Annotated in this window: 12 protein-coding genes; 8 read left to right on the top strand and 4 right to left on the bottom strand. The window is 35.7% G+C overall.

Features of this window, described 5'->3' with window-relative positions; all coding sequences use genetic code 11:
- Positions 1 to 186: 186 nt before the first annotated feature.
- Genes Q1K78_RS06855 through Q1K78_RS06845 form a run of 3 tightly spaced genes read right to left on the bottom strand, consistent with a single transcriptional unit; the run spans position 187 to position 2,525 of the window.
- Positions 187 to 1,311, bottom strand: coding sequence for a M20 family metallopeptidase (locus Q1K78_RS06855; protein WP_300175838.1), 1,125 nt, complete (start codon positions 1,309 to 1,311; stop codon positions 187 to 189).
- 9 nt (positions 1,312 to 1,320) lie between these two features.
- Positions 1,321 to 1,788 (bottom strand): YjiG family protein, encoded by a 468-nt coding sequence (locus Q1K78_RS06850; protein ID WP_065592729.1) that lies wholly within the window; start codon positions 1,786 to 1,788, stop codon positions 1,321 to 1,323.
- Positions 1,788 to 2,525, bottom strand: coding sequence for a nucleoside recognition domain-containing protein (locus tag Q1K78_RS06845; RefSeq protein ID WP_300175833.1), 738 nt, complete (start codon positions 2,523 to 2,525; stop codon positions 1,788 to 1,790). The genes Q1K78_RS06850 and Q1K78_RS06845 overlap by 1 nt, the downstream gene beginning before the upstream one ends.
- A gap of 315 nt (positions 2,526 to 2,840) precedes the next feature.
- Here Q1K78_RS06845 and Q1K78_RS06840 point away from each other — a divergent pair, with 315 nt between their 5' ends.
- Entirely contained in the window at positions 2,841 to 3,035 is a 195-nt protein-coding gene (locus Q1K78_RS06840) for a hypothetical protein (RefSeq protein WP_300175830.1), read from the top strand.
- Between the two features lie 133 nt (positions 3,036 to 3,168).
- Positions 3,169 to 4,020, top strand: coding sequence for a mechanosensitive ion channel family protein (locus Q1K78_RS06835; protein ID WP_300175827.1), 852 nt, complete (start codon positions 3,169 to 3,171; stop codon positions 4,018 to 4,020).
- Between the two features lie 62 nt (positions 4,021 to 4,082).
- Here the strand turns inward: Q1K78_RS06835 and Q1K78_RS06830 are convergent, their stop codons facing one another.
- Positions 4,083 to 4,526, bottom strand: a complete 444-nt coding sequence (locus Q1K78_RS06830; protein ID WP_300175824.1) for a dCMP deaminase family protein — start codon at positions 4,524 to 4,526, stop codon at positions 4,083 to 4,085.
- 207 nt (positions 4,527 to 4,733) lie between these two features.
- Here Q1K78_RS06830 and Q1K78_RS06825 point away from each other — a divergent pair, with 207 nt between their 5' ends.
- The 6 genes from Q1K78_RS06825 (at position 4,734) to Q1K78_RS06800 (ending at position 12,505) form a co-directional block, all read left to right on the top strand.
- The gene (locus Q1K78_RS06825; RefSeq protein WP_300175821.1) at positions 4,734 to 6,110 is read left to right on the top strand and encodes an MATE family efflux transporter; all 1,377 of its coding nucleotides are present in this window, start codon (positions 4,734 to 4,736) and stop codon (positions 6,108 to 6,110) included.
- A 118-nt stretch (positions 6,111 to 6,228) separates the two neighbouring features.
- Positions 6,229 to 6,774, top strand: a complete 546-nt coding sequence (locus Q1K78_RS06820) for a sugar O-acetyltransferase (RefSeq protein WP_300175817.1) — start codon at positions 6,229 to 6,231, stop codon at positions 6,772 to 6,774.
- A 197-nt stretch (positions 6,775 to 6,971) separates the two neighbouring features.
- Positions 6,972 to 8,252: a hemolysin family protein gene (locus Q1K78_RS06815; RefSeq protein WP_300175814.1), complete on the top strand. Its 1,281-nt coding sequence runs from the start codon at positions 6,972 to 6,974 to the stop codon at positions 8,250 to 8,252.
- 172 nt (positions 8,253 to 8,424) lie between these two features.
- Positions 8,425 to 9,756: a GGDEF domain-containing protein gene (locus tag Q1K78_RS06810; protein WP_300175811.1), complete on the top strand. Its 1,332-nt coding sequence runs from the start codon at positions 8,425 to 8,427 to the stop codon at positions 9,754 to 9,756.
- Positions 9,746 to 11,074, top strand: coding sequence for a GGDEF domain-containing protein (locus Q1K78_RS06805; RefSeq protein ID WP_300175808.1), 1,329 nt, complete (start codon positions 9,746 to 9,748; stop codon positions 11,072 to 11,074). Before Q1K78_RS06810 ends, Q1K78_RS06805 begins: the two co-directional genes overlap by 11 nt.
- Positions 11,075 to 12,505 carry a cyclic diguanylate phosphodiesterase gene (locus tag Q1K78_RS06800; RefSeq protein ID WP_300175805.1) on the top strand — a complete coding sequence of 477 codons (1,431 nt, stop codon included), beginning with the start codon at positions 11,075 to 11,077 and terminating at the stop codon, positions 12,503 to 12,505. It begins immediately after the preceding gene.
- The last annotated feature ends 26 nt before the right edge of the window (positions 12,506 to 12,531 follow it).

Genomic DNA, 12,531 nt, shown 5'->3' with positions numbered 1-12,531 from the left:
TAAAATTTTTGCACTTGTTTTTATTTTTGTAGGTGTTTACTTAGGAATGAATTATTCAGATGAGATTGAAAGTATTATGGATACAGATGCTTTTGAACAAGTTCAAGATAAGATTGAAGAAGCTAAGAATTAATAAACAAACAGCGAGCATTTAGGCTCGCTGTTTTTATTTGTATCAGCTAGATATTACTTAGCTAATTTCGTCAACACACTCATCAATAACTTAATACGAGGTTCAATTGACTCAAGCAGCAAGTACTCATCAGCACTGTGGAAGCCTGCGCCGATTGGACCTAAACCATCAAGTGTTGGAATACCTAAAATAGCCGTGTTGTTGGCATCAGAGCCGCCGCCGACTTCTTGCCAATTGATATCAATCTCAAGCTCTTGTGCTGATTGTTCAACCACTGCCATTAGTGCTTCAGTCTGTACTGATGGCACCATTGATGGCTTGTAGGCTTCACGTTCTACTGTGATAGAAACGCCATCAACAAACGGCATTTGAGTCATGCCATTTAATGTAGTATCAACGTGATCGTATTCTGAGTTATCCCAAAAACGCACATCAATCACTGCTGTTGCTGAATCAGGAACAATGTTAGCACCAGCACCACCAGAAACAACACCCACGTTTAGCGTAGTGCCTGATTCAAAATTCGTCATTGCATTGGCTGCTAAGATCCAGTTTGCCATTTCAGTGATTGCACTGCGGCCATTTTCTGGTTCATTACCTGCATGAGCTGCTTTACCACTGAACGTTACTTTGTAGTTAGCCATGCCTTTACGTGCTTTAACTAAACCACCGTTCGCACGAGCCGCTTCTGCGACTAATACGTTTTTCGCTTTCTTCGCCGTTTCTTGGATCCAATCAACTGAATCTAATGAGCCAGTCTCTTCATCTGGATTCATGCAAACACAAATCGACAGCTTATCTAATACTGCTTGGTCTAGATTACGAAGTGCGTATACCACGTTCAATAGGCCAGATTTCATATCAGAAACCCCTGGGCCATACGCTTTTTCAGCATCCATAGACATTGGGCGTTCAGCCGCAGTACCTACAGGGAAAACCGTATCCATGTGGCCAATCATCATTACATCAATATGCTCAGCGTCTGGCTTGTTGCGAACTTCAAGACCAACACCTGCTTTACCACAATCGATGCGCTTTACAGACCAGCCGTTCATCGCTTCGTATTTTGCCGCCATGTGGTTAGCAATCACTTCGATGCCTTCAACCGTGTAGGTTCCACAATCCACATCAATCAGTGGGCGTAGCTCTTCTAGATAATCGTTTAGAGAAAAATTCATCGTCAATCCTTATAGAATCATGTTCATAACAAACATTGCACCAAATGCGTTTAATACTGAAATTGCAATCATTACTGGAATGTAACGGCCTTCAGTTCCGATAGGACCCATGATGCGACCCATGTATTGAACCTGTGAGCCCATTAGGTAGATTGCAGGAGCAAGAATCGCAATGTGAGTACCGTTTAAGATACCTTGGTCAAACAGTGTGATAACCACACCTACCGCACCACCCATTGACATCCATGCGCCAATTAATACTGCAGCAGCTTCACCCGGTAAGCCAAAGATAGCCATGATAGGAGAGAACAGAGTGCCCATTAAATCAAGCGCGCCAGTAATTTGCAGCGCCTTGATGATAACAAATGCCATTAATACGTTAGGAACAGTAGAAGTCGTTGCAATAACCCAGCCTTTTTTAGCGCCTTCAACGAAGATGTCTGTCACCATTGGTTTTTTTGCTTTAACGTCGCTCATTATACTGTCTCCTCAGTCATTTTCTTGTCTTGTTTATCGTTGTCTTGGCCTTCTTTACCCTCAGTAATATTTAGGTAAATACGGAATAAGTTTGCGCCTACAAATTTGAAGGCAAACATCACAACAACAGCAAGACCGATAGAAGAAGGAACTGCTAAAGAACCATCAGGATTAGTCAACGTAAATAGCACAGCACCAGATGAGAAGAAGTTTACAATCGCAGCACCCGCAGTGAATTGGAACATGGTGAAAACATCAGTTTCGCGCTTGGTCAAATGTTTTTCATCTTTTAGTTGACGCGTCATTGCCGCACCCGCATCGGTACTTTGTAGAGATGCAATTAAGGCTAAACCAGAGTTACCTGGGATACCCATTAAAGGACGTAGAAGAGGAGTAAGCAGTTTACGAGCAGCGTTAAGGGCACCGTAATGCTCAAGAACGTTGATCATACCTAATGCAAACATAACGGTAGGAATAAGTGTTAATGCAAAGATGAAACCGTCACGAGCACCGCTACCGCCTTTACCGCGAAGAGAAGTGGTTGCAGCTTGAACGCCATCAGCGGTTTCAGATACAGAATAAGCGACTTGTCCAAAAGAACCATTTAGCGTTGTGAAGTCGAGAACGCCATACCATTCATTAGATTGCATTACACCAGAAAAGAACACAACAGCGAAGGCTAATGCCACATAGCTGCCAATACCGACTTTAGAACCTTTATCGGTCGATTGAGTCATAATTACCTCGTTTAAAAGTTAAGATTAAAAATTGAGATGGGTTAACCATTTAGGTGTATTGTGCGTTAATTTGGTCCAAAGTGTTTGATTCGAATCAAAAACTGTTTCTAAAAGTAATATTCTAGATATTTAGATTATTATTTTGTGATCCATCTGAAATTGTAGATTATTATGTGGGTTTGTTGGTTTTGTTGGTTTTATTGGTGATCTGTTGGAAATTATAAGTTAATAAAGTGAGGAAGGAGAAATATCGTTCATCTTCTGTTCAGATTGAGCTGGTAGAGTGGAGTTTCATTCAGAAAAGAGAGTCATATCATGAAACAGATATTTGTTACTATTGTTGCTTTGTTCGTTGGTTTTTTTGTATTAGTTTCAAGCTTATTCTTTGCGATTGGGTTGAGTATTGTTGGTTTCTTTATGTCAAAAATGGACACAAATAAAGCAGAGAATACGGTAAATAAAGAAGCAAACATTATTGAAGGTGAATACTCAGACGTAACGCATTACTAATAAATTGGTTAAGTTTGATCTATAAAAAGTGAATAAAATTCGAGAAAATAGAGAGATAAAGGTGAAATTGTTGCTAACCTATGGGATATTTACCGTTGATTTTAGAAAGCAGCGGTAAATAGAAGAGGTGAGCGTGGAGAGACTGGTATTAGTCATAGATTTCTTATTAGCACATAAAATGATTTTTAGTGTGTTGATTATTAGCTTTATTTTTCTATTGCGTCATTTTGCGGTAAAACGGATCAGAGGTGACATTGCTTTTTTAACTGAAGATCAGCGTAAATGGATCTCCAGAACTAAAAATGGCTCGTTCAGTTTCATTCTTCTTATCTTATTTATTTTATGGAAATCTGAAATAAATGAATTTGCACTGTCAGTAACCGCGATTGCTGTGGCGATTGTGGTGGCATCGAAAGAGATTATTCTGTGTTTCACTGGCTCGATTCAACGTGCAAGCTCACGGTCGTTTCGGATTGGGGATTGGATAGAAGTCGGTACTTTGTGTGGCGAAGTGATTGAACACAATATGATGGCAACGGTGATCCAAGAGATCGATCTGCATCATGGTCAATACGATTACACAGGCAAAACGGCGACACTTCCCAATAGTATGTTCTTTACCTATCCAGTAAAAAATCTAAATTTCATGAAGCGTTATGTTTATCATAATTTTTCTATTTGTGTGAGAGACTTCGTTAATATTTACCCAATGTTGCCAGATTTATTGACTAAAATAGATGTTCATTGTGAAGATTTTATTGACGTAGCAAGACGCTATAATAGCGTAATAGAAAAGCATGCAGGGGTCGATTTACCGGGTTCTGAGCCTCATATTCATATTTCAACGACCTCAATGGGTGATCAAAAAGTACATTACATGATTTTTTGTCCGACAGAGAAAGCTTCTCATCTAGAGCAACTTATTCGACAAGATTTTATGGAAATGTATGAAGTGAAATTTCCAGTAAAAGCAGATAAAGAATAGAAAGAGACAGTAGTCGTGATCTCATGATGGTGAGTTCACGACTACTGTAGGATCTGATTAGATTATTTCAACTCATCCAACGGCAACCATGTCACGGTGACACCCGCTTGTGAAAACATATCTTGGCTGATCTGGATTTTCTCACCCCAACGAGATAAGAAATCTTCCGTTTGCTCTGGGCAATACACTTTTGAAATACCCGTTTGAATAATTTTTGCTGCGCAGTTAGGGCAAGGGAAATGGGTTACCCAAATATCGCAATCTTCTAAATCACGCTTAGCAAATAAAATCGCATTTTCTTCCGCATGAAGTGTTTTTAAATACTTTAATTCACGATCATCAGTATCTGCGCTGTCTGATACACCATGAGGGTAGCCGTTGAAGCCAACAGACACAATGCGGTTGTGCTTTGTAATCACAGCGCCCACTTGTGTTGAGGGATCTTTACTCCAAGAGCCGACTAATTCAGCCATCTGGAAAAATCGTTTTGCCCATTTAGTTACCATAATTTCGGCCTTTATCTCTGTATTTAACTAATATAAATTTATCTATATCATAAGCTTATAACACAGTTTGTGACTGTCAATAAGAGTAAAATAGTAATCATTATTAATAACGGTCAAAGTATCCGGAAATCGGATGGATACCAACTTTTTCAATCTTAAATTATGCCATAGAATCGCCTCAATTCATTGTTGTTACTGAGGTAAATTATGACAACATTTCATGCAGATTCATCCATTACTCGTACTTTTTGGCGTTATGCCATCCCTTCTATAGCTGCAATGGTGGTGAGTGGACTGTATCAAATTATCGATGGGATCTTTGTCGGTCACTATATCGGATTTGAAGGACTGGCAGGTATCAACATGGCATGGCCTGCGATATGTATATTAGGTGCACTTGGTGTCATGATTGGTATGGGAACAGGCAGCGTTATGTCTATTTACCGTGGCCAAAATAAATTAGAAAAAACGAAAATAGCACTAACAACAGGCTTTTGGTTACTGGTGATATTAAGCCTTATTGCGATTATTTGTATCGTCTTTTTTGCTGAAAATATTTTGCACGCTCAAGGTGCCGAAGGTAAGAACTTTGAGTTTGCGATGGATTACATCAATGTTTTAATGTTTGGTGGGTTCTTTACTGCGTGTGCCACCGCCTTACCAATGCTAGTAAGAAATGATGAATCACCGAATGTAGCGACTTTTTTACTAGTTGTCGGGGCATTGATAAACATAATACTAGATTACTTGTTTATCGGTGTGATGGGCTTAGGGCTATCAGGGGCAGCGCTAGCCACCCTTATTGCTCAAGCAGTTGTGACGGTATTTGGTATTCATTATTTCTTTACTAAACGTTCAAGCATTCAATTGTCGATTAAAGAAGTACTGTTTTCTCGTAACAAAGCAAAGCAGTCTTTAATGCTAGGATCTTCGGCACTGGTCATGTACATGTACGGTAGTTTTGTTGTTGCTATGCATAACGCCTTAATGATGCATTATGGTTCAGCAACAACAGTAGGAGCTTACGCGATAGTCGGTTACTTATTCATGCTGTATTACCTTCTTGCTCAAGGCATTGCTGAAGGCGCACAACCGCCGATCAGTTACTACTTTGGTGCAAAAGAGAACAAGAAGGTGTATCAAATATTTAAACTGGCACTAAAGTGGGTCACAATTACAGGTGTTGCTTGGGTCGGTATATTGAATATTTCACCAGAATTTACGACGGCTTTATTTACAAATGGTGATCAGTCATTAATTGCCGAAACGATTGTCGGTATTCGTTATCATCTGTTCGCTATGTTCTTAGATGGCATTATTGTGTTAGTAACCATTTACTTCTTATCTGTGAATGAAGGTAAGAAAGCAATGATGATATCAATCAGTAATATTATAATTCAATTGCCATTTTTACTTATTCTACCTAAATGGTTTGGTATTGATGGAGTATGGTTAGCCATGCCAATTTCAAATATCGCACTTATTATTTGTATCACCCCAATGGTATGGCGTCATTTAAAAGCGCAAAAGGTCATAAAGCCTTTACCAATATCACAGGTTTTTATTCATCAAAATAATATATAGATGAAAAGTTAAGGGGTAAAAAAGAGGAAGTTTTTCACCTCTAACGTTTACTCTTTTTAATCAAAGCTAATCGAATAGACTCATTAATGGGCTATTCGATTTTTTATGCGAGGAAGAAATGACAGAGTTTGAGAAAATGATAAACGGAGACATATTCAATGGCGGAGATCTTGAGATAGATGCGATTAGAACTCGTGCAACTCAAACCTTATCAGCATTCAACCAAGCGACAGAACAAGAGCAACGTGGCGAGCTGTTAGTTGAATTACTTAATGAGTTTGGTCAAAGCGTTATTCAATCGCCATTTTCATGTGAATTTGGTAAAACTATCTCAATTGGTGATCAAACCTTCATCAATATGAACGTAATTATGCTTGATGGTGCGCCAATTACGATTGGCAATCATGTGTTGATTGCGCCTAATGTTCAATTTTATACAGCATCGCACTCATTAGATTATCAAAGCCGCCGACGCTGGGAAACTTTCTGTAAACCTATCGTTGTTGAAGACGATGTATGGATTGGTGGTAGTGCAATTATTAATCAAGGGGTGACGATTGGGGCTCGATCTGTCATTGCCGCAAATTCAGTGGTTAATCACGATGTACCACCAGATTGTCTCTATGGGGGAGCTCCAGCCAAACTTATTAAGCGACTTGATTGAGATTAAGTTAAAATATTAACAACCTACATTGATAGTGAATAGATTAATTAATTTAATTCATAAATATGTATTTTTAATATTATTGCTTAAAATAAGGCCAATATAATTATTGACCTTATCGTAAATCAGTAATATAAGATTATAAAAATACAGTCTATTTTAACTGTAATAGTCTATTTATTAGTTAGAGGTTTACATTGGATATTGCCATTTTACTTTTTTTAATTGTGATTAATGGTGTGTTTGCTATGTCAGAAATTGCATTGATGACAGCAAAAAAGAGTCGATTACAAAAATTAGCGGCAGAAGGAAGCAAATCTGCTGCCAAAGCGATAAAGCTAGGGGAAGACCCAACGCAATTTTTATCTACCGTACAGATAGGGATCACTGTCATCGGTATTCTTAATGGTATTTTGGGTGAAGCGGCTTTAGCTGGTCCACTGTCAGAGTTGATCATATCTGTAGGCATACCTGTAAATCTAGCACCGACGATCTCAACAATCTCAACGGTTGTGATTATTACTTATGTTTCTATTGTGGTTGGTGAGCTTGTACCAAAGCGTATCGCTCAATTCCATGCCGAACGAATTTCAACCATTATTGCTGGACCTATTGGCTTACTGGCTTTGATATCTAAACCTTTTGTATTCTTATTATCTATCTCTACAGATGCGATCTTACGTTTATTAGGGCGTTCTAGCTCGGATGAAGCATCGATTACTGAAGATGATATCTATGCGTTATTACATGAAAGTTCAGAACAAGGCCTGATTGAGAAACAAGAACACAGCATGATGCGCAATATCTTCCATTTAGATGACCGAAAAGTGGCTTCATTAATGACGCCAAGAAGTGAATTAGTCTATTTTGATACTGAACAATCATGGGACGAAAACTTATCTAAACTATTACGTTCAGACTATTCTATCTATCCAGTAACCCGTGGTGGAATGGATAACGTATTAGGTTTTACCACCTCTCGATTTTTGTTAAAGGCGTCTCATCAAGAGCACCGAACTAAATGGCTAATGCGCAATTTATTACCATGTTTAACCATATTAGAAAATAAAGTGGGCAGTCAACTGCTTGAGTTGTTAAGAACAACAGGTGAAGAGATAGCTCTTGTTGTTGATGAATACGGTGACGCTCAAGGTATAGTGACTCAAAAAGATTTATTAGAAGCGCTTGCAGGAGAGTTCAAATCTGAAAACCCGAATGATTCATGGGCTGATAAGATTTCAGAAGATGAATGGGTATTAGATGGATCTATTCCAACGACCGTATTGAAAGACACATTGAATTTAACTGCTTTACCAGAAGAAAAAGAAGCCAATTACCAAACCTTAACGGGAATGTTTATGTGGTTAACTAGTAACGTCCCAACGATTGGAGTTTCAATTCAATATCAAGAATGGAATTTTGAAGTGTTGTCGGTTGATAACAATAAGGCAAATAAGGTACGAGTCATTCGTATTTAGTTTTCTTTGTCGATGATTAAGTCGTTATGGTTAACTTAAATCATAGCGACTTTAATAATTGTTGGGTATAGGATATACAGAAATCCAATAAAGGAATAGATAAATTCATTAATGGATGATGTTTATACAGAATCCGTAATTACGATGTTTATTATTATGTGTAAGTCATTTTATGAATAAAGCTAATGTGTTAAAACAATATAAGGTAAGTTTGTACCCTATTATTTTTATAGGTGTGTTTTTATCTCTATTATATTACAACGTTTTTTCCATATCTCTCCTAGAGAAAAATATGGAGATAAAATACCAAAACATTGTCGATGTTACGAAGAGATTTCATGGGTACTATATTAATGCAAATAAAATTCAGCTTAGTGAGGGGATTCATGAAATTAATAATGTTGGTGTTATTGTTAATAAAGCGGGTTTAGTAAAAGTATTATCACCAGCAATAAGTTTACTACATCAAAGCTTATCTGAAGTAATAAATAAAAAATATCTATGGTCTATTGCCGTTGTTGAAAAATTACATGATGAAAATACAGGAAATTCGTACTTTAAACCATTAAGAGATATCTACATAACTTTTAACGACAAGAATTTACATGATAGCCTTATGCTAGATCGTATTGTTCAATTAGAGGATTTAAATGAAACTTATAAAGGGTTTCATCGCGATGATATTAAAATAACTGAGGCATATAAAGAATTAGGTACTAATGAGGAAATACATTCCATTATTTATCCTATTTATTTAGAACAAAAATTAGTTTCCGTTATTATTATTGATATAAAAGAAGATTGGAATCAAGAATTAATCAGAGAGTTTGACGATAAGAAATGGGTCTTTATTGATAATAAAAATGGAATAAGTTGGTTAACGTTTAATATAATATTACCTTATTCATCAGAAAATGCAGTTTATAATGTTAGTGTTGATGTTAACAAGGTGTTCTTGGTAAGTATATATATTACAACGATAGTTTATTTAATTATCATATTTATTCATATTTGCTTTTTGAAAATTGAACGTCGATTGCATTATGATGCTATGACGAATTTTTATCGTCGAGATTTTTATGAAACCAAATTAGACCAGTTAGATAGTACCTATATTTTAATGATAGATATCGATCACTTTAAACGAGTTAATGATAGTTATGGTCATGATGTTGGTGACAATGTTATAAAACAAGTTGCTTTTCGAATTCGTAAACACATTCGAGAGAAAGATATTGCAATTCGGTGGGGAGGGGAAGAATTTATTATTATTTTCCCTTATATGCACATAAGTGATTTTGTTAATAAAGCAGAAAAATTACGCTTATGTATAGAATCTGAATTAATTGATAATATTGCAGTTACAATTTCTTTGGGAGGGGTCGAGAAAAAAGAATCAGAACCCGTAATAGATGCAATACAACGAGCTGATCTTGCTCTTTATCAATCAAAAAACTCAGGACGTAACCGAGTTACCATAAATAAGAATCAACATGAAACATAATAAATTGATCATTAAAAGTATGTATTGGAAGGTTTTCTTGTGTATGTTCTTACTATCTGTTTATGGGTTATATCAATATAATAGCTTAGAAGCAAGTTCATTTAAAATGGAGTTCCACCAAAAAATAACTAAACTTTATGATACGATCAGAAAGGTAACCCCTTTTTATTTAAATACAAGTTCAGTCGATATGAAGGAAGGCATTCATATGATTGAACAGGTATCGGTGATGGTAAATGAAAGTGGTAAAATAAAAAAACTCTCATGTGGTATTAATCGTTTAGAAGAGGAGATTAAACTCAACATTAAAGAGGGTTATTGTGGGATTACGGTATTACAAAAATCAGCATCAAATGTAAATAATGCATATGTTAAACCATTAGGTGATGTGCATATTGATTTAAATTCAAGATATAAATTTGATGAAAATTGGATAAATAGAATATTAGAAAATGAAAAGATGTCTAAAAACTATCAAGCCTTTTCACAATGCGACTTAAAATTGACTGAGCCTTATATAGAAATGCATTCTTCTAAAAAAATGAGAACTATTTTTTATCCAGTATATGTGAATAAAGCCTTAGAAGCCATGGTTTTAGTTGATTTAAGTCATACAATGTTCATTCATTGGTTAGATGAATTTAATAAAAGAAGAAATGTTTTTTTAGAGTATTATTCTGGTTTAGATAAGTTTCTGATACAGCAAGAAACAATAGAAATACCTTGTACGCCTATTGATAATGAATTGAAAGTATCCATAAATATGGCATTGGTTTTATTTGTAAGCGCGATGTTTTCTTTATTTATGACAAGTATATTCTTTGTTGTTGAAAGATCATGGTCTCACTTTTTTAATTATTACTCTATAGACCAAATGACAGGATTATATCGTCGTGATTTTCATGAAACTAAATTAAATAGAATGTCAGGTAAATCAGTTATTATTATAGATATTGATAATTTTAAATTAATTAATGACGAATTGGGGCATTCGAAAGGAGATGTGGTTATTCAAGAAGTATGCAGGCGGTTACAAAAGCATGTAAGAAAGAATGACTTAGCAATTCGTTGGGGTGGAGAAGAGTTTGTGATTGTATTAAATGATATATCATACACTGGGTTGATCAGTCGTACAGAAGCCATTCGACACTCTATCTGCATAGATCCGATTTCAGGTATTACTGTTTCTGTGTCAATTGGTGCGACGACAGGTAAAGGGATCTCTTTTAAAAAGGCTTTTAAACTAGCTGATACAGCCTTATATCAATCAAAGAATTCTGGAAGAAACAGAGTGACTGTACTAGAAGAGGTGAAGTAAATGAAATTTATCTGTAATAGATACCTCGTTTGGATATTTGTCATTTTTATAGCGTCTAAATATGTGATTTTTTCCGACTATAAAAGGTTTGTTGAATCTAATGTTGCAGGCACTATAGCAAAGATTGAAGTTAAGTTGGATAAAGCGAAAGAAACGGTTCAAGAACTGGAACAATTTAAAGATAAAAACTGCCAGGATATGATGTTATCTTTGCAAAAGATAGTGGCATTAAGTCCTACGATAAATAGTATTTCTATTATTCGAAATGGTCAATATTATTGCAGTTCACTTGTTGGTATGAACATATCGAAGAAAATAGCACCAGAAAAAGAGATCCATATAAAAGAAAAAAACGCATTAACGGGTCTGCCAAGCATCTCTTATTACCATCGTTATGATGATAATAATGGCATTCAATTTTTCATGAAAGGGATCCCTTTTGATTTAGAAGAAAGCCGTGTAGGCCATGTGACGTTATCTAATCTGGAATACACTCTATCAAAAGATAATCAGTTTGGAAGACATGTATCGAGTGATGATGGAAATTATCCGTCAGTGAAGTACGATTTTTTAATTTTACTTAAATACGATGTGCTGTCTTCAATGAAACATTATTTGATAGATAATCGACTCATTATTGTTATTTCGTTGTTGGCAATGGCATTGCTAGAAGTATTGTTGGTAAAAAATATTTTATTTAATCCGGACTTTTTTAAGCTTAAAAAGGCGATAAATAACAATAGAATCAAACCATTTGTTCAACCGATTGTGAATGGAAAAGAACACATTATTGGTGGTGAAGTACTGGCTCGTTGGATAACTGACAAAGGGAAGATTATCCCACCCTTCGAGTTTATTCCTAAGGTTGAAAAATTTGGCTTGATGAATGCAATGACCAAATCGTTATTAACACAATTAAATGTATGCTATAAAAATAGTCCAAAAAGTGAGTTAAGGATCAGCGTTAATTTAACGGAAAGCTGTCTGTATGATGATGATATATACCTTTTGTGCAAGCAGTTGTGTGACAAGTTTGTATTAGTTTTAGAGTTTACCGAATCGACTGAATTTGAAGATAGACATAAAATCATTTCATACATGAAAAAATTCAGAAAAATCGGGGTTAAGTTTGCGTTAGATGATTATGGAACCGGGTATTCATCATTGCAGTATTTGAATTATTATCAGTTTGATTTTGTGAAAATTGATAAATCATTTATTGATGATATTGAAACTAGTAAACAATCTCTGAAAATATTAGAGAACATCATTTTATTGGCGAATAATTTGAATATAAATCTGGTGGCTGAGGGGGTTGAAAATAAGAATCAGAAACAGATCCTGAATGATTTGAATATATCATCGCATCAGGGTTTCTTGTACTTCAAACCGATGCCTCTTAATGAGTTTTATGCAATCGTAAAACGATAAAGCTGATTCAATAAAAAAGGGAGGGA

Origin of the sequence: uncultured Aliivibrio sp. (assembly GCF_946479765.1) — a bacterium.
Taxonomy (GTDB): Bacteria; Pseudomonadota; Gammaproteobacteria; order Enterobacterales; family Vibrionaceae; genus Aliivibrio.
The sequence above is the reverse complement of the archived record's forward strand: the minus strand, read 5'-3'. Positions and strand labels throughout refer to the sequence as shown.